11 protein-coding genes and 2 pseudogenes are annotated in these 23,273 nt (G+C 45.9%); 3 read left to right on the top strand and 10 right to left on the bottom strand.

From position 1 onward, the window contains the following. Positions 1-417 precede the first annotated feature (417 nt). Both H5336_RS16185 and H5336_RS16180 read left to right on the top strand, forming a co-directional pair. Complete coding sequence (locus tag H5336_RS16185; protein WP_185235277.1) at positions 418-2,448, top strand: TonB-dependent receptor plug domain-containing protein; 2,031 nt, start codon at positions 418-420, stop codon at positions 2,446-2,448. A gap of 266 nt (positions 2,449-2,714) precedes the next feature. Beyond that, positions 2,715-4,316, top strand: a complete 1,602-nt coding sequence (locus tag H5336_RS16180) for a glycoside hydrolase family 43 protein (protein ID WP_185235276.1) — start codon at positions 2,715-2,717, stop codon at positions 4,314-4,316. Positions 4,317-4,665: 349 nt separating this feature from the next. Here H5336_RS16180 and H5336_RS16170 read toward each other — a convergent pair whose 3' ends face one another. The 8 genes from H5336_RS16170 to H5336_RS16125 form a co-directional block, all read right to left on the bottom strand. Continuing rightward, positions 4,666-6,921, bottom strand: a complete 2,256-nt coding sequence (locus H5336_RS16170) for a malectin domain-containing carbohydrate-binding protein (RefSeq protein WP_185235275.1) — start codon at positions 6,919-6,921, stop codon at positions 4,666-4,668. A 554-nt stretch (positions 6,922-7,475) separates the two neighbouring features. Then, positions 7,476-8,099 (bottom strand): nucleoside hydrolase-like domain-containing protein, encoded by a 624-nt coding sequence (locus H5336_RS23455; RefSeq protein ID WP_185235274.1) that lies wholly within the window; start codon positions 8,097-8,099, stop codon positions 7,476-7,478. Continuing rightward, entirely contained in the window at positions 8,027-11,167 is a 3,141-nt protein-coding gene (locus H5336_RS23450) for a nucleoside hydrolase-like domain-containing protein (RefSeq protein ID WP_281385646.1), read from the bottom strand. The genes H5336_RS23455 and H5336_RS23450 overlap by 73 nt, the downstream gene beginning before the upstream one ends. Before the next feature lie 347 nt (positions 11,168-11,514). Then, entirely contained in the window at positions 11,515-12,678 is a 1,164-nt protein-coding gene (locus tag H5336_RS16145) for a helix-turn-helix domain-containing protein (RefSeq protein WP_221628072.1), read from the bottom strand. After that, on the bottom strand, positions 12,678-13,847 hold the full coding sequence (locus tag H5336_RS16140) for a helix-turn-helix domain-containing protein (protein ID WP_185235272.1): 1,170 nt from the start codon (positions 13,845-13,847) through the stop codon (positions 12,678-12,680). The genes H5336_RS16145 and H5336_RS16140 overlap by 1 nt, the downstream gene beginning before the upstream one ends. A gap of 865 nt (positions 13,848-14,712) precedes the next feature. Beyond that, a complete protein-coding gene (locus tag H5336_RS16135; RefSeq protein WP_185235271.1) occupies positions 14,713-16,182 on the bottom strand; it encodes a cellulose-binding domain-containing protein in 1,470 nt (489 codons plus the stop codon). A 777-nt stretch (positions 16,183-16,959) separates the two neighbouring features. Beyond that, a complete protein-coding gene (locus H5336_RS16130) occupies positions 16,960-17,835 on the bottom strand; it encodes a TolB family protein (protein WP_185235270.1) in 876 nt (291 codons plus the stop codon). A 3-nt stretch (positions 17,836-17,838) separates the two neighbouring features. Further along, positions 17,839-18,714 carry an alpha/beta hydrolase gene (locus H5336_RS16125; RefSeq protein WP_185235269.1) on the bottom strand — a complete coding sequence of 292 codons (876 nt, stop codon included), beginning with the start codon at positions 18,712-18,714 and terminating at the stop codon, positions 17,839-17,841. A gap of 244 nt (positions 18,715-18,958) precedes the next feature. Between H5336_RS16125 and H5336_RS16120 the strand changes: the two genes are divergently transcribed. Then, the gene (locus H5336_RS16120) at positions 18,959-21,124 is read left to right on the top strand and encodes a winged helix-turn-helix domain-containing protein (protein ID WP_185235268.1); all 2,166 of its coding nucleotides are present in this window, start codon (positions 18,959-18,961) and stop codon (positions 21,122-21,124) included. Positions 21,125-21,575: 451 nt separating this feature from the next. Here the strand turns inward: H5336_RS16120 and H5336_RS23880 are convergent. Beyond that, positions 21,576-21,869, bottom strand: a pseudogene (locus tag H5336_RS23880) (cellulose-binding domain-containing protein); the annotation flags it as partial. A gap of 513 nt (positions 21,870-22,382) precedes the next feature. Further along, a pseudogene (locus H5336_RS23875) lies at positions 22,383-23,243 on the bottom strand (sialate O-acetylesterase); the annotation flags it as partial. Positions 23,244-23,273 lie beyond the last annotated feature (30 nt).

Here is a 23,273-nt window from a genome sequence, read left to right as displayed (position 1 = left end):
AGCATCACAGCGAATATACAGCGTAATTGGCAACGCTTACATTCACTGCGCCATCAGCTTTAATTCTGTAGGCCAGTATGATACAGATCAAACAGGGTTGTAAAAATTTGCTTTTGGCGGACAAACCAACGCTAATCCACTAAACCCCCATCAATGCGTCCATATATGCGCATACCGTCCACGGGACCACGACGGTGGTGAACATAAACTAGAAATCCCGAGAGGAAAACGAATGTTTTGCGCCACGAAAGTTCTAACGTTACTGCTATATTCATTTTTTGCGCCATGTTGTGAAGAGCTGTACTAGACTAAGGCCCATGGGAATGACATAAGTACAAATACAGCATCTCGGTTAACGCCTGATTTAGCGTGGCTTAACACAAACGGTTGCTAGGCCAGAATAAAAAAATAACCCCTATGACGCGCATTCGGACCAAGCGAACCATTCGCATTCAAACGGCCACTCTATTTTCGGCAGTAGCCATACTGGCGTTCAGCTTCAGTGCGCACGCCGAAAACAAACTCCTATCGCTCAGCCTGCAAGAACTAACGTCCATAGAAGTATCCAGCTCTACACGCACGCGCAAAACGTTGAAAACCGCGCCCTCCTCAATGACGGTCTATACCCGCGCTCAAATTGCCACAATGCCGGTGCACTACCTGCATGAACTGATGAACTTTGTTCCGGGCTTCCAAAGCTTTAGGCAAGCTGAAGCCGCCGACGAGTATTACCACTCATCGCGCGGTAGAAGAGTCGGTACGTCTAGCAGGGAAGTGCTTATTCTGATAAACGGTGTACGCTACAACCGCCACTCCGATGGTGCCTTGGCTACACCCGGTATTCTCTTAAACAACATCGCTAAAGTTGAATTCATTCGAGGGCCCGGCTCTGCACTTTATGGTTCCAACGCGTTTATGGGTGTGATCAATATCGATACGGTTACCGGCGAAAATAACGTACAACTGGAATTGTCCGACAACAATCGAACACAAGTAAGCGTACTAGCAAATACTGCTTTTTATGAATGGGCTGCCGATATATCGATTATTACCGAGCAAGACCCAGGCGAAACCTTTAGCTTAGAAAATATGTATTCTCAAACCCTCGAAGCCATTCCAGACAAACAGGCCAAGAATGATATTCGCCTCATGGTGGGAAACCACAAAACCCAAATAGAAGCCGTTTACCAGCAGCGAAACACAGAGCAATACTACGTAGTAGAACACTTGGGGGGCAAAGAAAACACCACCGAAAACAGCCATTACCATTTCAGTGCAAAACATGCCGCCCAACTGGGGCAACTCGACTTTGAGCTGCATGCGAACCTTACAAACAATCAATACAGGCCTAACACTCAGCTCGCACCAGCCGGTTTCTCCTACGCCTACGGCGGCAGCGTACCCCCCAGCAATGAACCGCTGCGAGCTCACCTGCAGCAGTCTGAGAATTCCAGAACCGTTAATGTGTATAGTAACTGGGTAGCCAAAGAAACCCTTAGTTTTCAGGGCGGGATTGAATACCGACACGTATCGCAAGACGAATCGAATTTAAATACAAATTTCAATTTGGACCTATTTCCCATAGAGTACCTAGGCGAAACAAATACTCACGCCACAACTATTGCCGAAAAATCTCAATACGAAGTCTATGGTGGTTTTCTGCAAACCTTACTTCAAGCCTCAGCCAATGTTGAGATAGTACTGGGTGGCCGTTACGATCACTACACAGAAATTAAAAGCTCACTAAGCCCGCGGGCAGCGTTAACCTGGCAACTAGGCCAGCATCACTCCCTTAAATTTTTATACGGTGAGGCTTTTCGTGCCCCCACTACCAATGAGCTTCACTTTACCGATAACAACACGCTTCTGGGCAACCCAAACCTGGAGCCAGAAACCGTAAGCACGCGTGAGATTAATTGGTTATTCAGTAAGGGGAAGTTTCATTTCGCCACGTCACTTTTCCTTAACCGCATTAGTCATGCTATAGAACAAGACTTTATCGACACTACCCGCACCTTTGTAAACCGAAAGACCAAGCAAAGCACTAAAGGTATCGAGAGCGAGTTCAGCCTTTGGCTGAATACTTACTGGCAGCTTCACAGCAACATTACCCTACTCACAGAATTACCGGCCTCCCAGTTTCGGCAGGCCGATAATCTTGCATCTATACGTTTGAACTACCACCACAAACAATGGCAATGGCATTTATCGGCGCAATACAACTCAGCAAGAATTATGGACTCACCTAACGGGCGCTTAGACGTTGACGGCTGCAGCCTCTTCCACTCACGCCTCGACTACAGCTTTAACCGCAAACATAAATTAAGCCTTATTTTTAAAAACCTCATGGATAAAAACTATTTAACCCCACCGCAAGGCCAAGTATTAACGCAAGGGCTAAGCAATCGTGGGCGCGAACTATCACTCCGCTATTCTTTCAATTTTTAATGTACCCCTAGCGGATAAAACGTAGGCAATACGGCACAATTACGCCAAGTACTCAGCTACCGACTAGCTCACCTATAATCGCAGTAATAAAGATTTCTACCTAATTTCATGCCCCCCCAAGCACCGCAAACTTCTACCACACGGCCCAATGCCGAATCGCTTACACACCTGCCCAGGCCCTACCGAAAAGCCCGACTGGTATACAAGGCACAAAAAAAAACAGTATCATTTCAACCTACTCCCCTAGGCAGCCGAGAGTTATAGCCATGACCACCCGTATAAAAACGTTATTCCTACTTGTAGCCACCCTGCTCTCCACCCTGGTTATGGCTAAAGACACCTATACCAACCCCATACTGCCCGGCTACCACCCAGACCCCTCCATTGTGCGGGTAGGCGAAGACTACTACATGGTTAACTCCACCTTTGAGTGGTTTCCCGGCATGCCTATTCACCACAGTAAAGACCTCGTGAACTGGGAGTTAATTGGCCACGGCCTACACCGCCCACAGCAGCTAAACCTGCAGCAAGGCCTAGCCGATTACATGGGCATATTTGCGGTTACCATTCGCCATCACCAAGGATTGTTTTACCTTATTACCACCTGTGTGCAATGTGAGCGCGGCGGCAATTTTTATATCACCGCCGAAAACCCTGCTGGCCCCTGGTCTGACCCCGTATGGTTAGACGCCCCCGGCATAGACCCTTCACTCATGTGGGACACAGACGGTAAAGCCTACTATGTAGGCCACGGCAATCTTTCCGGAAAACAGGCCTGGAAAGACCAGCAAGGCGTATGGCTGCAGGAACTAAATACCCAACAAGGCAAGCTGGTAGGCCCAAGAAAGCAGCTCACCTTTGGCCACGCCAACAATGCCGTATGGACAGAAGGCCCACACCTATACAACATTAATGGCCACTACTTATTGATGGTGGCCGAAGGCGGCACCGGCTATAACCATTCGGTTACCGTTCATCACAGCGATACTATTTGGGGGCCCTACGTTGCCGACCAAGTAAACCCCGTATTAACCCATCGGCACCTAGGGCGAGACTACCCCATTCACTCCGTAGGCCACGCCGACATCGTGCAAACACAAAAAGGCGACTGGTGGGCGGTAATGCTGGGCAAGCGCTACGTAGACGGCGCCACCCTGCTCGCCCGCGAAACCTTTCTAACACCCGTAACATTCGAAGGCAAAACACCCATTTTCAACCCCGGTATTGGCAAAGTATTAATGCAACAGCAGCGGCCCAACCTGCCATGGTCGCCACTTAAGAAAAAACCCGCGCGGGATGAATTCACCGAAAATGCGCTTGGGCTAGAATGGAATTTTCTTCGCACTCCTCACACAAATTGGTACAAATTGGATGGCGACAACCTAGTGCTTGAGGTAAGAGAGGAGACCCTCCACACGCTCACCACTCCATCTCTAGTTGCTCGTCGAATAGAAGCCCATGCATTTACCGCTACAACCAGCCTAAATTTCAGCACCACCAACACCAATGAACAAGCTGGGCTTACACTTTATCGAAGCAGTAAGTGCCACTTCCTGTTTGCAAAAGAAAAAGACGCACTTGTCATTACTAAATACTTAAAGGGCGAAAAGACTGAAATTGCCAGAGTAGCTTACCAAAAAGACATCGTTGTGCTACAAGCCAAGGCCAACGGCCGCATTCTGCAATTCAGATACGGCGAATCTAAGTACAGGTTAAAAAACATTGGTGAACAACAAGACATGAGCGTTCTTTCTGACGAAGCCGCAGGCGGATTTAATGGCCCCTACGCAGGTATGGTGGCAACCAGTAATGGCAAGGCCAGCAATAACACTGCAAGCTTTAACTGGTTTAACTATTTAGAGAAATAGCGCCAACAGATTCCACCCAAGAGCGTCTCAATATGAGACCTCAGCGGTATCGAACAAGGGTGGCTTTTTAGTATTACGTTTTTGACGAAAAATTTAATGCGAATAAAGGTATTAAATGCTTAAAAAGTTTCCAAAAATGCCGCAACCACCCCGTCATACTCATCGTTGATGGACATCCTGTACATAAATCAGAGAAGGTCACGGACTATCTTGATTCACTAGAAGCGAACCCTCAGCTCTCGAGCCCTAAGCCAATCGGAACCCGAGAGTGTTACGTCCTTACTTTTGTTCAACACTTTTTTCGGCACTTCACTGCTTCGCACAGTAAGCAGCTCAGATCACCTCATTATTACCGCATTAAATTTAATACCACAGGCAGTAATCGTTCTGCAATTTTCTTGGCACCACTCTCATTGGGGTGAATACCATCGCGATGATCGCCAAGAGAGTAATTACTATTGAGGTCAACAATTTCTACTTTCGATTCAATCGTCGCAAGCCCGGCAAGGCTGGGAATTGCAGCGTTTAGTGCGTCGACCGCATTCTTGTTACCGCCATACGCTCCGTAATTCCAATAGGGAATTTGAGTTACCACAATGTCTACACCACTATTAGCAGCCCGCAATTCTGCAATAATCGATTTAAAGGTATCGATAATGGCTTGGGTCGATCGGCCCTGCCGTATGTCATTGGTACCAAGGTAAATAACGGCAATATCAGCTTGGTAAACGGGAGCCCACACTTTGAGGCTCCCTGAATGTCCGTGAGGAAGCCCACCGTTTAATACTTGTGAAGCCGTTGCGCTGGTATGTCCGTCATGGTCTATATCCCAATCGTTATCACTGAAGTTGGTACCCATATTGGTGCCTCGGCGACTACCAACGAAGTCCACTGATACGTTAGTGCCCTCTAAGCCTTCCCATAACCAATAACGCCATGCGCTCTCCAGTTCATAGGCTTCAGTTGTGGAATCACCAATGGGATGAAATGTGAAGGGCCTGTTCGACGGCTCGACATAGTTGCCGCCGTTAGATGATGCAATAGCAAAGCCACTCAAAGTGCCATTATCAACAAGGGATTCCAAGCGAATATCCAGAGTGCCATCATTAACATTGACGTTGTCCACACGGTAGGTATAGGCACCGTCGTGACCCGCCAATGTAACCAGATCCACACTGAACAATACCTGATCGCCTTCTACTTCAACGTTAAACGAACGTGTACCGGCTACGGTCTGAAAAATCTCTGCAAAATGTAATTCGATAGAGTATGTGGCGTTAGTCACCGGTACTTGGTAACTGAAACTGCCGTAACGCTCGCTTTGGAACAGGGTGCCTTCTGTAACACCACTGATTGGGTCTGAAGTGGTGCTAGTGCTACCGCCAAATGAATGGCGATCGGCAATGTATTCTGTGCCTTCGAAAGAAGTTTGTGGCCCACCGGCATTAATGGCTATAACCGGCTGTTCGTTTCCATTACTTGAACTTGAGGAGCTGGAGCTTGAACTGGAGAAACTCGAACTTGAGGAGCTGGAGCTTGAACTGGCATTGCCAGTGTCGCCACTGATACTACCCGAAGATACGCTTAAAGTAACACTATCCAAGCCGGCACCATCTTCGCGGCGCTGTATCCACAAGGTGTGATCACCGCCCGGTACATTACTAAAAACCGAAGGCGTTAATGTGGCCCAGCCAGATGTGCTCTGGTTGTTCTGAGTATTCCAAGTATTGTTATCCAGTTTAAAGTAGAAGGAGTCGTTGTTGCCATTTGGCATATTTACGCTTATGCCAAACTGCACATTGGTGGTTTGCGAAAGACTGAAGTCGATTGCCAGCCTACCGTCTTCGTTATCCGAACCAGCACTAAGAAGCTGATCGCCACCATCTGGCCAAACAATGTATTCACCACCAGAGGTCGCTGAATCACTTTGTACACTAAAGGGGTAGAAGGCGTCCTGATCAGCGAAGTCTTCCAACTCTATAAACAAAGTGGGGCCGGCAGGTGAGCTGGAATTACTCGAAGAGCTGGAGCTGGAGCTGGAGCTGGAGCTGGAGCTGGAGCTGGAGCTGGAACTGGAACTGGAACTGGAACTGGAACTGGAGCTGGAGCTGGAACTGGAACTGGAACTGGAACTGGAGCTGGAGCTGGAGCTGGAACTAAAGGAAGCGCTAGAAGAACTACTGGAATTTGACGAACGGCTAGAACTGGAAGACGGCCCCGTGCCACCACAAATACTACCGGTTACCTCTGGAAGGTCGGCACTGCCTACAATGTTGAGCTGCAAACCAAAAGACACCGTTTGCCCGGGCTGAATGCTACCATTCCAGCCTACGTTTGAAGCGCTGTAGGTCGGATAATTTTCTTCATCGATTAGTGCGTTCCAACCGCCACTAAGCGAGTCGTTTTCGTAGGCCCAGCTTACCGTCCAGCCATTTATTACACTGGAACTCACATTGGTAATATCAATATTGGCAACACCGCCGCTACCCCAATTGTCGGCGATAGTATATGAACAATCTGCTGTTTGCGCTGCAGCCCCTTGGCCAAGCAGGCCAAGCCCTAGCAATGTCGCCAGTCCCAATTTTTTTATACCGGTAATACTCATGATAGTTGCTCCTGAAATTAATTGTTTAGCTACTATTTAATTCATTCACGCGAGAGCTAAAATCGCAAAACTATATTTTTTATCGACCAAGACTGAATCGGTCGTACCGTCAGAAATTTTTTGCTAGTACGAAGCCTATGCGTTTTCATCGTATTGAAAACCAATATGGCATTCATCATGTATTGCCTTGTTTTTTCTACTTCGCTATTTCGCTCTTTTACTAATAGTTTTGTTAGGCTGTCTTTTTTCGATTAAAACCCAATAAAGCGGCTTTAATCGGCCAAACTAATCCATTGCGTATTTGTAGCCATAAAAACTGGCCTCCAAAAACAGAGGCTCAATAGCTTGTACTCCGCATTCCATGAACGAGCATAGCGTTCAAAGTAGGACAAAACATTAACGTTAGACGGCTAAAATAAAACGCATCTGTTCTTTTTTATGCATTTTTTTAGCAAAAAAAATAGCGATGGGGTAATCCCATCGCTATTCAGATTTAATCTTTGCCACTGTTATCCCGCGGCAAAAATCGTCAACAACGGTATTTACCCACTACTCTACTGAACGTTAATGACTACGCGTCGATACTCATAGAGGTTAGGTGAACCGTTGTCACGCAGCGTTAAAATAACGTGAATACTTCTGCCACTGGCATTTGACGGAACCTGTACCGTAGCGTTAGACGAAGAACTATTGTTGATCGTCACCGAACCGCCGTAAGAACTGGGCTCGCTGTAGTACGACCAGGCGTAGCTCAAATTGTCGCCGTCTGGATCGCTGGAGCCATTAGCATTTAAGCTAACGCTGGAACCGGAAGACGCATTCAGATACATCACAGCTTCATCCGCATTATTGTTAATCACAATTCTGGGATGATGGTTCGCCGAAGAGTAGTTGCTGTTAATTGCCCAATCCATACGCGCCTGGAAGTCGTTGTCATACCCTACCTTCCACTTCTTAATCGCGTTGGAACCTTCGGAGGTATTGCCATGCATGTAATGGGTGTTGTATGCCCCACTGTTCATGCATTCCATTCCCTTAATGTTCGCAGACTTGCTGGTCTTGAAACGACCACCCCAACTACCTTGATCAAGCTTTTCTGCGTCGTTCAACGCGGGATTACGCAAATACATAAACGATGGGCTATCCCCTTCGGTTGACCATACAGTGTCTGGATACACAGAACCCAATGGGCCGTGGCTCTGAATCTCTCTGATATAACTGCCGCCTTTGGGGGTGCCCAGCTGTTGTAAACTTGCGTGGCACGAATGTACTTCAAGTTAGGGAAGGTTTTAGCTATCCAGTTACCGTCGTCGCCCTGACCCAAAATATCAAATACCCGCAGCTTACTGACAAACTCATTAACTTCGGACTGGGAACGGTCATTTTTAACACGCCACAACGCCTGAGCAATGGTGTTACATCCGCCCCAACAGGTCGCCCACACCGGGCGTGGGTCATTTTTATCAACCGCGTTAATAATAAGGTTGGAACCCGCACTATCCTTACCGGAACCTACATCGCCCATACCATAACCGCGCTGCCCCATCACATTAATGGAGTCTAGGTACTGAGGAGTTGGGAAACCATCGGCATGCTTGCTAAGGTTTGGGTAAGCTTGGCTGTAGGCGTTAAGAATACGATCCACTGCGCCGGTATTACTGGTCGTTTTTTTCCAACAACCGGTCGTCGTGATAATGCCCTCAATGTCATACTCATTAGACATGACCAGTTGACGAACCAATGACTGTTCGTCGTCCGGGTCGGCGCCTATATCGGTGGTGTTAATAACGCGGTAACGAACGGTATTACCCGAAGGAGTAGAAGAGGACGAACTGCTCGAAGAGGAACTACTTGACGAGTTAGAACTGGATGACGAACTACTTGAGGAGCTCGAAGAACTTGATGAGCCGTTACAGTTCGCCGCCGTTAAGCCGCCACCCTGATTACCAAGTGAATCGATATTACCTAAGCCTTCGCTAATACCGGATTCCAATACGATATCATTGACGCCCGCATTCAAGTTGACCATTGTGGTGGCCATCGTCCAGCTGGACCAAGAGCCAGTGCCGGGGAAGTCCACATTACCCTGAGAGGAACCATTAACCGTAACGCTACCCACACGATTAGTGGTGGAGCCGTTAGCATAACGCCATTCCAGACCAAAACTACTGGCATAGGGTGCATTTACTCGCCAAATAACGCGCTTACCAGCGGCATTATCGGTATTAGCAAAACCGCTTCCTGTATAGCCAGAATTATTGCTATCGACAGAACCGTCAACCGAACAGAACCCGGTTTGATTTTCTTCAATAACAAGATCACCACCAGGAGTGCTTGATGAGGAGCTGGAAGACGAGCTTGATGAGGAGCTGGAAGAGCTTACAGATGAGGAGCTGGAGCTTACACTGCTGGAAGACGAACTAGAAGAACTCACAGACGAGGAGCTTGAGCTCACACTGGAGGACGAGCTGGAGCTAATGGCGCCACAGGCACCAATGGTTGTCCAAGTGCCATCGCTACCGGGCACTGAGTTAGTGTACCAGTTAGCCTCATAGAGAACGCCCTGATAAACCATGCGGTCGCCGCCTTCTGCGTGATTATAGGCACCGCCAGACCAGTCTTTCGATGTCCAGTTTGGATACTCATTCACACCATCACAACTACCGTTACCCGTTGAACTGCTAGATGAGCTAACGCTAGAACTGGAGGATGAAACACTACTGGAACTGGATGAGCTGGAACTAGAACTGGATGAGCTTGAACTAGAGCTAGAACTGGATGAGCTAGAACTAGAGCTACTACTACCCGTACCACCTGAAATACTGCCAGACGACGCAAGCAGGGTAACGGTATCTAGCTTGGCACCATCTTCACGACGCAAAATATGCAGCGTATGGGAGCCCGCCGACACGTTTGAGAAACTTGCTGGCGTTAAGGTGCCCCAGTCAGAAGTGGACTGGTTATTTTGAGTACCCCAAGAACCATTATCTAACTTATAGTAAAAAGAATCATCGTCGCCATTGGCCATATTCGCTCGAATCTGAAATTCAACATTCGACGATTGAGACAAAGTAAAACCAACCTGCACCTGACCGGATTCAGAATCAGAAGGCGAACTCACTATCTGAGTACCATTATTAGGCCAAACCACATACTGGCCGCCAGAGGCACTGCCATCGTTCTGTACCGAAAACGGAGAGAAATTATTACTGCCTGAAAGGTTTTCCAGCTCTACCATTAAACTACTTCCGTTACCGGTAGAAGAACTAGATGAAGAAGAGCTAGAAGAAGACACGCTTGATGAAGACGACGAACTTCCAGGGTTATTATCCAAGTAGTCCATCAACCAAGTCATGGCTGGGCGGAAAGAACCGTTACTTTGAATTAAGCCAGTACCTTCTCGCCAAGTGGCACCCACAACATACCCCCAAAAAGTAATACCCACCACGCTTGGGTGGTTATAGAACACAGGGAATTGGTCTTGCATCATACGCAATTGCGCTTGATCGTCTGTACTTTGTACATCGTATTCAGAAATATAAATAGGCAACCCAAGGTTAGCAATGCGATCTAGCGTTGACTTCAATTCAGAGCCAGATTTACTTTGCAAACCGTGTGCCTGCAAGCCAAGCGCATCAACAACACCTGCATTAATAGCCGGTTGCGCCATTTGAATAAATTCATCGGTATTCCATATCAATACGTTGTAATCATTCAAAACCAGTGTGGCATTGGGGCAATATTGCCTAGCCAACTGAAAAGACTTAATAATCCAGTTATCGCCAAATGCGTCTTTGGCAAAATTTGCCGGCGCGTGGCCGGGGGTTGCTTCATTTACTACGTCAATAATGTCGGTATCGGGGTAGCGATTACAGTAGTCGCGAATCCACTCTTCAATTTCTTCGGCTTTTTCTGAATTACTTAAGTTGTTAATCCAGTTTGGGTACTGACTGCCCCAGACCAACGTATGCGCCTTAAAGGGAATGCCATTCGCCTTTGCAAAGTTATAAGCGGCGTCTTGGCCACCCCAACTATAGTTGTCGCGAGACTTTTCAACTGAGCCCCATTTACCCTCGTTTTCTGGTGTAATTTGGTCCCAGTAGTCTAAAAAATCGGACCTTACACTACCGTTAGTAGTGATATTACCGACAAACTGCACGTTTTGTGCGCCAGCAAACTGTGGAAGTGACAGAGACACCAAGGTGCCTGCAATCCACGGTATCGCGGCTTTTGCGAATTTATTCATAATCTAGCTCCGAAGTAGAGAAGGTGTGTTTTATATTTATTTCTGTCTACAGGCTTTACTTTAAAAAAACAGTCAACAGACAGGCACAGCCCAGATCGACAGGCACGGAAGGGGTAAAACACGAAAATAAAGGCCTGGATGAATTCGCTATTGCCACTTATTACAATTATTTGGCGCTTAAACTGAGTGGCGAACTCATCCGCCACACGGGGGATCTGGACGGACTACCGCATTGTAGACAGCTCACCGATTCTGTTTGCCAGTAACCAAAGAAATGATTGAATTGTGCAAATATTTCAATAGATTATGCAATTTGTGCAACCGAAAATTTCGCCAAACCACGCTTTCTACTGCTGTATTGGCTCAGCCTCTGCTGTAGTTTTCATTTGTTTCGGTGTACAACCGTGCAACTGTTTAAACAACCTGTTGAAGTAGGTGACGTTGTTATAACCCAGACTGTAGGCCAGCTCAGAAACGGACGTTTCCTCATTTTTAGAGAGAATACGCGCCGCCTCCACCAGCCTAAGCTTATTAAGGTATGCATTGAAGGTTAATCCCAGCTCGCTCTTTAGCAGTTTATTTAAAGTGTTTCGGTTAATGCCCAACTGCGTAGTAACAAACTCCAAGCTCATGTCAGAATTACAATATTCAACAGCCATAAAGTCCAATATTTGGCCCACTTGAGTGTTTACGGCTCTAGGCTCATTAGACAAATGCTCATGAGCCACGATCGGCCGATTTATAACAGCCTTGTTTTCAACAATCTGAATTAAAGCCACCGTGTAACGCTTCACCAGCCAACCGATACCTAATAACCAAAACAGCACCGTAGTAACCAGATACAACCATAAGAATCTCTGATCAACACCCTCCAAGCCGATTTTGTTTATGCTCACCTGAGCAAGGGTATCGATAGGGCCCTGGCGAGATGCGGCAAAAGAGATGGCATGCACTTTTTCGAGCTGATACGCCTGGTCTGAATTTTTCTGGTTAAACAAATCCAACCACCACGCAGGCACATGTAAATGGTGTAAATCTATTGCGACATCTTGCCATTCGGGGCTACACGAAAACCAGAACTCCGATATTCGGTAACTGTCTAGGTTGGATTTCTCAGTAACCTTCGCGTCGTAACTGTGCAAATTAAAAGCCAAAATATTCTCAGTGCTACATTTAATCCGAATAGTAAGACTGGTATAACGGCTTAGATTAATATAATTCTCGCCCGAATCAGAAAATACGATCATCGCCGTCACAAAGGGGTACTTAACGTCATCGGTTAGCACATAGGAGTAGTCAATGTATTGGCTAGAGTCTTTCATGGAGATAGCCGAGCTTCCGCCATTTAGCGTATCCGTTAAACCAAGAAACACCCAAGGAAAAGAACTACTTTCTGAAGGAAGAAGACCACTCTTTATATTGTACCTATAAAAACAGTACCCCCCCCACAACCCGGAAAACAAAATGAGAGAAGCGAAGGTAACAACGAGTTGCTTAAAAAAAATAACCATTACAGCGACTGGTTTTCGCAGGTTGAGTAAAGCTCTTTAAATATGCGAGGTGTGCAACCAAATTCAACTCTAAACAGACGGTTAAAGTACGAAACATTGCTATACCCAACGGCGTAGGCAATTTCGGAGATTTCCCGAGAAGAGTCAATTGATAGCTGCATGGAAGCCTCCGTCAGTCTTAATCTATTCAAGTAGCCCGTATAGGTTAAACCCGACTCGGACCTCAACAACTCGTTTATTTTAGTACGGCTCAGGCCCAATTGGGCCATGGTGTACTCAAGGCTCAAATCAGCGTTCGAAAACTCCTTTTCCATAAACTGGATTAACTGCATTTTTTCCTTGTCTTTGCGAGAGCCCAGCGACAGTTTTTGGTAAGCAATTCTCGATTTAGATCTCGACAACCTACCGTTAACCTCGCTCTCAATATGCTTTGTATAGAGCTTTAATATTACAATAAAAAAACCCAACCATAAAAACAACAATATTGATGAACCCACCCAAAGGTAAACCACATCCCGTCCGTGTAAAACGACAGTCGTTATACGCGTTTCCAGCTCAACATTTAGCGGTCCGCGGTCATCATTATCAAAAGAAAAAGCTCTGGTTTTATCTAGCCAATAATGTGTGTCGGTTATAGGTCTATTCCACTTCTTTAACCACCAATGTGGAACAACCAAGTGGTTTAAATCAATTGTAATTTTTGATTCCTCCGGCTCACAACTAAAATCTCTAACCGCAATTCGATAACTCATAATATCATCCTTACGAGTAACCTCAGAATCAAAGCTATGCAAATGAAAAGTCATTTCATTTGACTCCTCACATCTTACAGAAAAGGAAATTGCAGAATATCGACTAAAATCAACAATACGCTCCTCATTATCTTTCATTCCAAAGGATATCATTCCACCCGCGTACGGAAATTTCACCTTATCAATAACTTTGTATTGATAACGGATTAAATTATTTGATTCGATAAACCGAGTAGTCGACACCCCACCCAACACATCGTCGCTGAAAGACTGAAGATTCCATGGGTAAATACTATTTATACGCGGCAACAAGTTCACTTCCAGCAACGCTTTGTTATAGCAATACCCAGCAATGAGCGCGCTGACAATCATCAGCATCACAAATAGCCCTATCGATTTTTTATAAAACGTCAACATTGTGTTTTCACCACTAGACGAGCACCTACAGCTGAGAAGATTACGTAGTTTTGTAAAAGCAAGACAAGCGATCAAATACTTACACTTCTATAAAAGTATTTCGATGCTTTCTGCATAATTGAAATCCAATAAAACACTCAACTATTATTATTCTTATGTGCTTTTAATTACTTAACGGAATATTGAAGGCCAGTAAGATACGACCACGCCCTGTATCGCAGCCAAACTACCGAAAAAAGCGGCTCCCCGCCACCGTTTTATTGGCGTTAATCGACTAATTTTAACAACTTTTTGAATTCAGCCTAATACTAACGACCTCTCAAAGGCGTTCTGACGAGGGCCAAGGGCATCCACACTCTTACTTATCACTGCAAATCGGTTTGCCTCCTGTTTTTACTCGATAGTCCAGAACGTTGCGCTAAAAGCTAAACTAGCGATACAAAGCCAGCCTACCATTTCAACAGCACCACCCTATAGCATGCCCAATAGAAAAAAGAAGCACATACCTGCGGCTAGCCTCATAATGTACCGTGCAACCTCAGCTAACATATTTTGAGGCGTGGAGGGAGGAGCTATTAAACACTTGTATTAGTGCTCATACCGCCTAATTTATTAACTCGAGGTAACAGTAAAAACACTCAATGTCCCCGCCCCAATCGCTTGTAGGCATCTGCGAAAAATCTGCCATACGCGTCACCGAAACTGCACTGAACCCGTAGCCACGAAGCCAGTAATAACACAGCCACTTCTACTGGTTTAAAAATAGAGAACACCAAAAGTATGCATGCTTGTACGCCAACGAAAATGCCCAAAGAAAAACTTTGGGCTTCTCGAACAAAATACAAATACGGTCTAAAGAATTACACTACCACCAATAGACCGATGCCCAAGGGTAATCCCCTGCGCTGACATCGAAGTGGTAATAATCACCGGCGGCCTTCGCCGGTAAAACCCCACCGAGCGACGTTATAGCCGTACCCGAACCATTAACGGTTACAGAAATACTGCGCCCAGAAAAGTTCGAGGCACCCCAACCGTACACAGTGTCTTGCGTGCGGAAACAAAAGGCACTGCTAGTACCCAAACTGCCAGACTGACCGCCAGACCTTACTTCAGCGCAATCGCCAGCGTCTGAACTACTGCTACTAGAAGAACTTGAGCTAATGCTAGAGGAAGAGCTAGAGCTACTGGAAGAACTTGAGCTAATACTGGAGGAAGAACTAGAGCTACTGGAAGAACTTGAGCTAATACTGGAGGAAGAGCTGGAGCTACTAGAAGAGCTCGAACTGCTGTTAGATGAACTAGAGCTACTTGAGGAACTAGAATTTACACCGCAAGCGCCAATCGTTGTCCAAGAAGCATCACTACCCGGCACAGTTTTAGTGTACCAATTGGCTTGATACAAAGTATCCGAATATACCAGCTGATCGCCAGCACTGGCATGGTTATAATCACCACCAGACCAATCTTTAGCGGTCCAATTGGGGTACACGTTCGCACCCTCACAGCTACCACCGCCCGCACTAGAACTACTGGACGAACTGCTGGAACTGTTAGAGCTAGAACTGGAAGAACTACTGCTGGAACTGCTCGAAGACGAGCTGGAGGAGCTAGGAGAACTAGAAGAACTGCTGATATTGCCATCCAGCACCTGAGTCAGCGGAGTAAACCAAGAAGCCGCAATTTTTAGGTTACCCGCATCATTAGGGTGAACACCGTCGTAGGTATCATTTACCGCATCAAAGCCGGCCCAAACATCTACCACAATAATGGGTGATGCTTGCGTACTAAGGCCCGCCGCCCAACCTGGAATAGCGGCATTCAGCTCAATCACCGGCAGGTCACAGCCCATACAAGAACCATTAGGGTCCATGGGAATAATCTGCGCAACCATAATGATCATACTGGCATTATTCGCGCGCATTTCGCCCACTAGGGTTGTAAACGCATCTAACGTCACCGCTGTAGAGCGACCACTCCAGACATCGTTAGTACCCAGGTGCATCATCACAATGGCGGGGTTAGACTGCTCCAACCAAGGTGTTAACTGCCCAGCGTTGGCCATATTGGTTGCCAAAATTCCGCCGTGCCCTTCGTTATCGCCGTCGTAATCAATGCCACACCCTTGGGCACCCAAAGAGCCCACCATATCAATATCGGTATAACCGGCATCGACCAAATCGTTCCACAAGTAGGCACGCCAACAACCGGGGCTACCGGTAATAGAGTCGCCCAACGGCATAATACGAATTTGTGCCTGCGAGGCCGCAGTGAATAATAGGGTAGAAAAAAGGAGTGAAAAGGCTAAGCAAACATGAATAAATTTTTTGTGCATTTTGATGGTTCTCCAAATCGTTGTTTTTATGGCTCCATGGGTATACTTTCATTTTTAAAAAATACACTAAATACAAGAAGCAACTTGGATGGAACACTGTTCTGAGAGGCTAAGAAACGAGATTTCAGACTACCAACAGGCGGGGGCTTTTTATCACCAACCGGGCCAAATAAAAACCGATACATGCAGGCTTTGACGAAAAACACCATAAAACTGATGTGCGTACACCCATCTAGCGAAGAAATGGAGGTCTATCACGCTATTACTTGGGCAAACCACCAAGCTAAGACATCACCCACACCAACACCTGATATCAATAAAATACCATTCTGTATTATTCCGGCGTAACGAAATTGGAGGAACGAAGAATAAGCCATGCCCCGCCCAAGGAAGTAACAAACACCCCTAGAAGCCACACCCTATTGCCATTCGGCTTTGGCTACCTACGCCGTGCGTTTCTCTGCGGCTTTGATGCGCTAACGGGCAACGAATACGAATACCGCCGTCAACGGCTTGAAGGCCCCATTCTATTTTTAGGTGAGGTCTTCTGCATTGACGTATGTGCCTAAGCCATAATGAGTAACACCATGTGGTGCTACTCATCAATATAGGTAAAGCCCAAAGCCTGACTGACCGAGAAGTATGTGAGCGCAGGCACAAGCTTTACAAGGGCCTCCTCCTAACTCAAGCATTTTCAGAAGACCAATCACCCGCCATTCCAGACTCCGCCTCGTCGCAGCTGTTTCTATTTTCATGAATACGTTTGGTATGGGACTACTATTTAAGCCTTAGCGTGTCCAAATATTTCGCGTCCACCCAGAACATGTCTACATTTCCATTTTTTTCTGTGTCCATCTTTCTGTTGAAAAAAAGATACTTCCCATCCGGAGTGACACTTGCAGCCGCCTCCCAAGATTCGGTGTTTATGTTGTCTCCCAAGTTAATCGCATCCCCCCATGAACCATCTTTCTGCCGAAAACTGATATAAATATCAGAACTTCCATAGCCACCCTCTCTTCTGCCATCCCAGATAATGTAGGATTCATCGGGTGCAATAAATGGATGAGCATTCCATCTTCCTGCGTTAATCTTTTCACCAAGCGCTTTTGGCGCTTCACGCTTGCCGCCCACTAATCGTGAATAACGCAGCACACCATCGCCATCCTTAGAAACCTCATCAAAAACATAGGTGCCTATAGACGAAGCGGTAAGGCGCATGATGCGGATTTCATCAAAAGGAGAGCCAAGTCTTTTTATCTCCGACCACCCGTCCTTAGTGCGATTTTTATACTTCTTACCCAAATGCATGGTCTTACCATCGGGTGAAATAACGGGTTGCCCCACTCTTGGTGATACAACGGAAATGTGCCATTTACTGTTAATATTTTTTATAACAACAAATTCCATTTTTCTTTTTTTGTCACCCGCTCCGACTTCTCGAATAAAGTAGAATTCATTCAAATCGGGCGTGAAGGTACCTCCGTATTCCCAGTTTTCTGTCGTGACAATACCTGGAGCAAAAGGTTCAGGCGTTAAACCTGGTGGTTTTTGGCCTAAGTACGGGCCTTTCAGGTTTGAAAGTCCATTTTGGCTATAACTACTGCTACTCACAACCAGAATAAAAAGCAATGGAAAAATGCAAATACGGTTCATGGTTTATTCCTTATCCATTGTTAATCCTGATAACCAAGATATACTGCGTACGCCAGTCATAGGAAACGCAGCCTGATGATCGCCCTCTACCACCACATGCATTAAGTACAAATTCTTATCGTTTTTAGCTCTGAGTATTCCTATGAATTTATCGACATACTCGCCCAACACCTTCTCTTCTGAGCCATAGGACACAAAAACATTGGCATTAAACGGTTTTCTTTTTGGCACCGTATTCGATGTAAGCTCGGAAATAATGGAAAATTCGCCTTTAAGCGAAGGACTACCAAAAATATAGTTTTTAAAGGTTTCAGGTTGCGTTAGCAATATATAGGCACCAAATTTTCCGCCCATTGAATACCCAAAATATGTGCGGTTATTGGGATCGATTCTGTAGCTGTTTTCGACATACTTAATCACATCGTTACGAATAAAATTTAGATGATGGTTGGCCTGCCCAAATTGATATTTGGCTTGTCGCTCTAGGTTAGAGGACTTCCGTATTGAATAATCTCGAAATCTACTTACATGCGCCCCGCGCTCTTTCATTAAGTCTCCGTTGATGTCCTTCTGCCAGGATATCCCAACCAAAACAACGTCTTTCATCAGGTATTCCGTGCAAGCGGATAACATATCGATATGCCAAACAGCATCCGTAAAATAGATTACCGGGTATTCTTTTTTGCTGTTCTCGTCATACCCCTCTGGCAGCTTGATATAGAGTTCATACTGCCGATCAAATTGGGAGTCTTGAATAGGTATAACCTGCGTTCTAGGCATTTCGTATAACTGCCGCTCACCTACCTCGGCACCTACAAAATCTGAAAAAACTGAAAAAACAGCAAGAGACAACACAATCAACACTAAGTATCTATTCATTTGGGCTAAGCCTGTGGGGTTATAACGGGTATATCTAGCGGGTCACGCGGTCAATCTAAACTAACGGGCTGTAAAACTCCTGACGTTCTTATGACTTTTGGATGACGTTGCTCTGACGACAAAAATCGTTTATTTATCAATCACTTAAGGCCTTAGCCTTATTTTTAATTCGAAGCTATGTTAGTCTCAGGCTATTACGCTTTAATACAATTCACTGGCAACTCACTTAAGGGTAAGTACATCGATGTTTTCACGTTATTGGGTGGGTGACTTTTTTGTCGATTTATCTAGGAATCAAATCTCCCTTAATGAACAAACGCACACCATCGCGCCAAAAGCACTGGCAGTTTTAACGTATCTTGCGAAACACCCCCGCAAAGTGGTGAGCCAAGATGAGCTACTGGACCAAATCTGGCCCGATACCCTCGTTACGCCCAACACATTGCAAAGAAGCATCGCTCAACTTAGAAAGATTTTAGGTGACGACCGAAAGACACAATTGCATATAAAAACGCATGCCAAGCAGGGTTATAGCCTAGAGAGTGAAGTTACTTGGTCAGACGACGAGTCAGTCGCCCTAGAGACACCCGCGCAACAAGAAAGGAACATATCTTCCCAAAACGCGACAACTCGCCTGAATCACACGACGAAAAATTCCACACAACGCCATAGAATTAGAAAGCGCTATTTAGTCCCACTGGCGGCAATTGTATTACTACTTGCCTTAGGAGGACTTGCAACTAGCTTCTATCTACCAGCACACAGCACTCAACTCACCTTTTACAAATTACAAGCCATCACCGCTACAGATAATAAGGAGTTTTCCCCCACTTATTCTGCAGATGGTCAGTTTATTATTTTTAGTCGTTATCTCGAAAAAATGTGTGCTAACAGCCTTTGGGCGCGAAATATTCATACCGAGAAAGAGGTGCTGTTAACCGAAAACTGGGGCTCATACGGCCGCCATAGTTTGTCTCCAGACGGCAAAAACCTAGTCTTTATCGCCACACAAGATTGCACAAAACCCGAAAAAAAAGACGCGTGCTATAACTTGATGCATGTGGATTTCCAGAAAGCTTTACAACGCCCACAATCACCGAATGTGCTATTACGTTGTCAAAGCTCTACAATTAAAAAGCCCGTTTGGCTAGACAATAGTAATATTGCATTGATGCAAAAGGTGTCCAACCGCTGGCGGCTAATCAAGTATTCAACAAATAGCAATACAAGTGAGGTGCTATACGCCCCCGACGATAGAGCTTTAGGTATTTTTGATTACTCGATTAGCGAAAGGCTCATCGCGACAACCAGCCGACATGAAGACAATCAACATTATTTGGACCTGCTGACACCCAACGGAAAAGTCATATCTAGCCACCCGATAGACTACCCAGACGAAGTGCCCAAAGATCGAAATATTGGCCCTAACTTTTCCTCCTTAGAAAAACAGCTTATTTTTAGCACGGGCCGACAACTGTTCACCTTGTCTTACACCGGTCAGGTTGCGAAAATTGATTTACCCTTAGACGAACCCATGAGTACGCCTAAATTCCATCCCAATGGAAAGCGAGCGCTTGCGATAAAAGGTCGCTTCGATACCGACATTGCATCATCTACACTAAACCCGCCTCCCGTAGCCAATACGCTGCCATTAGACACGGTTAACGAAGCCTATCCAAGTATCGCTCGGTCGATCTCGCGGGAAGCGGATGCGGCGTATCAACCCGGCGGTAATTTGATTGCGTTTAACTCTACCCGTTCTGGTGACGCGCAGATATGGCTTAGCGGCGAAAACGAATTAAGAAAAGTTAGCCAGTTTCCGATGGATACTTTTATACACGGGTTAAACTGGGCAGCGGATGGCCAAAGCCTTTTGGTTAACGCCAACAGTAGTATTACACAGGTTTTTCTCGACGGCAGTGAAAAGAACTATTTACTACCCTATGCGGTCCGCCAATTGTTTCAGTGGGATAGCGAAACCAACACCGCACTACTCTTGTTAAGAATAGATGGCGTAGACACGCTTGCCGAAGTAAATCTAATTGGAAGAGACATAGAAGTCATCAACAATAAGGATGTTAAATGGGCGCAAAAAACGGATGACGGCCAAATTATCTACATGGATAAGATGAAACAATTCTGGCGCCCTGGTATCGTGGAAGATCTGCTTATAAAAGAATTGTATGGACAAGGGATTAACCAAAAAAAGTTTGTCTTAAGTGATAATATGATTTACGCAATTAATCGCGAAAATCAATTATGGTCATATAACTTAAGCACCAACAACTTTTCAGTGCTGGGTAAAATGCACAAGGATGTTCTTTATCTATCAGACATTCACAGGGGAAATATTCTTTTTACTTTTGTGGTATCCGCGAAGAAAGAAGTAGTTGAGCTTTATTTAGAGTAATAGTGGGTTGGCTATTTTTTGGTTGCGGAAAAGTCACAGTCAAAATGGGTAAAGTTGCGACAGAAGGAGCTCTGCCCTCCCTAGTTTTTACATGCAAGTATGCGTTCATTTAGCAATTGCAGTGCAAATTCTTGAATCAGAGAGCTATTGAATACCACCTTCAAACACGGATTTACTGGCATCTGCAACGCTGCTAAAGAGCGGGCTTAGGATTACAACGGTTTATAAGATGCAAACACTTACCTAACCTTAAGTGGAAACTCATTTTTTTCTTGGGTGGTAAGCGTAAACCGTTAAGCTTCGAAGTTATGAATTTCTCAACGTTCTCGATAATCGAGTAGGTAAGCTGCTGGCCGCTACAATTAGTGACCAGCATTTTTAAAGGTTAAATCGCCCAGCTTTCTAATGTGAATACTACCCTTACATCACACTGGGGTAGGAATTATTTGGCGCTAGCACCGCAATTACCAAGCAGGGTCCAGGAGTAATCACTGCCTGGAACAGTGTTAGTGTACCAGTTTGCTTGATACCGCTTGCCCTCATACTGCATTTGGTCTCCGGCGTTGGCGTGGTTGTAATTTCCGCCTTCCCAGTCTTTTGCTGTCCAGTTTGGATATACGGCTACACCTATACAATTTTCGTTACCGCCGCTAGAACTACTCGAAGAGCTAGAACTACTCGAAGAGCTGGAGCTACTCGAAGAGCTGGAGCTACTCGAAGAGCTGGAGCTACTCGAACTGCTGCCAAAAGTTAACACGCCTGTGGAGGGAGTAAGGCTTATATAATCCAGCTTTGTGCCATCTTCTCTACGGAGAATACTAAGGCTATGTGTACCGGCAGAAACACTGTAGTAACTTGCGGGTGTTAAAACCCTCCAGCCAGACGTTGCTTCGTTGTTCTGCGTACTCCAGGCGCCGTTATCCAGTTTGTAATAAAAGGAGTCGTTATTGGCGTTGCTCATATTTACCTGAATATGAAAGGTAACGTCAGCCGTTTGCGAGAGAGAGAACGGAATTTGAATTTGCCCTATGGCGCTGTTTGATGCGGCGCTTAACATATCGTTACCATTATCTGGCCAAACGATGAATTGACCTCCAGAAGCACTACCGTCATTTTGTACGGAGAATGGAGAAAAGCTACTGGCACCTGAGAGCGCTTCCAGTTCAAACACTGTACTGTTGCCACTGCTCGATGACGAACTACTGCTGCTTGATGAGCTGCTAGGGCTGGAACTACCATTGAGCTCCAGCATTTTTGCCGCATAACGCTTGCCCATTTCGACTACAGAGAAAGTACTCCAGTGCAAACCATCGCCGCGGTCGCCCAGAACTGTGCCGTCCGGCATTGGGCCAGAAGATACCCAGTGTGCGTTCTCAATAACGTTAGGTAGCTGTCTAACCAAAACGTTATGGCCAGAACAACAACCAGTGCGAGGTAATTCACCGGCAATAAAAGGAACTTCGTCTGGATTAAGGTCTAAATCGCGACGCAAACTGCTTACGTAGCTTTCTACATGATTTACCCAGACCTGTTGGCCTGCGTTACTTTCTCCATGATGAAAGATAAAACCCTTGATAACGCCTACTTCTTGCGCTTGTTTTGCCAACTCTAATGTCCATTGGTAAAGCGGCGTGGTGCCGCTGACAACTGGCGCGCCATTAACGCTGCCATAAGGCGGAGCACAGGCGCCGTAATCAGCGCAATTAGGTAGATGGGCTTCAATCTTGGAACCACCGTAGGCAGTACCCACTAAGCCTATAGTTACATTTGGGTCTGCTGCGTTAGCCAAGATGGTAGCGAAAGTATCAACAGGGCTAAGGCCAATAGGGCCAGAGCTGCCATCTGGTTTTGGACGGTCGCCAGATTTACAGCGGGAAACAGGCTGGAAATGATCTCGCCAGTAGCCGTAGCCATGGTTGTGTTCGGAGCAGTTTTCGCTTTGCAGAACTTGAACGCGGGGATGCTGGATGAGCTCATCCGGCATATGTGCGGCACCTTGCATATTAGACTGACCCAAGGCGAGGTAGATGTGGAAATTTGGGTCTGGTTCAGCATGTGCAACCAAAGCGAGTGCGAAGGCCAATAGACCCGTAGTGAGCCGTGATACGTTTTTATTCATATTCCTTTACCGGTTTTTATAAATCTATTT

The sequence above is a fragment of the Teredinibacter franksiae genome (assembly GCF_014218805.1).
GTDB classification, from domain to species: domain Bacteria; phylum Pseudomonadota; class Gammaproteobacteria; order Pseudomonadales; family Cellvibrionaceae; genus Teredinibacter; species Teredinibacter franksiae.
This window is presented reverse-complemented; position numbering and strand designations above follow the sequence as displayed.

Bases quoted from the DNA above. Each gene is read 5' to 3' on its own strand.
- H5336_RS16145 (WP_221628072.1), bottom strand. From the start codon at position 12,678: ATGGTTATTTTTTTTAAGCAACTCGTTGTTACCTTCGCTTCTCTCATT.
- H5336_RS16120 (WP_185235268.1), top strand. From the start codon at position 18,959: ATGTTTTCACGTTATTGGGTGGGTGACTTTTTTGTCGATTTATCTAGG.
- H5336_RS16135 (WP_185235271.1), bottom strand. From the start codon at position 16,182: ATGCACAAAAAATTTATTCATGTTTGCTTAGCCTTTTCACTCCTTTTT.
- H5336_RS16130 (WP_185235270.1), bottom strand. From the start codon at position 17,835: ATGAACCGTATTTGCATTTTTCCATTGCTTTTTATTCTGGTTGTGAGT.
- H5336_RS16140 (WP_185235272.1), bottom strand. From the start codon at position 13,847: ATGTTGACGTTTTATAAAAAATCGATAGGGCTATTTGTGATGCTGATG.
- H5336_RS23450 (WP_281385646.1), bottom strand. From the start codon at position 11,167: ATGAATAAATTCGCAAAAGCCGCGATACCGTGGATTGCAGGCACCTTG.
- H5336_RS16125 (WP_185235269.1), bottom strand. From the start codon at position 18,714: ATGAATAGATACTTAGTGTTGATTGTGTTGTCTCTTGCTGTTTTTTCA.
- H5336_RS16170 (WP_185235275.1), bottom strand. From the start codon at position 6,921: ATGAGTATTACCGGTATAAAAAAATTGGGACTGGCGACATTGCTAGGG.
- H5336_RS16180 (WP_185235276.1), top strand. From the start codon at position 2,715: ATGACCACCCGTATAAAAACGTTATTCCTACTTGTAGCCACCCTGCTC.
- H5336_RS16185 (WP_185235277.1), top strand. From the start codon at position 418: ATGACGCGCATTCGGACCAAGCGAACCATTCGCATTCAAACGGCCACT.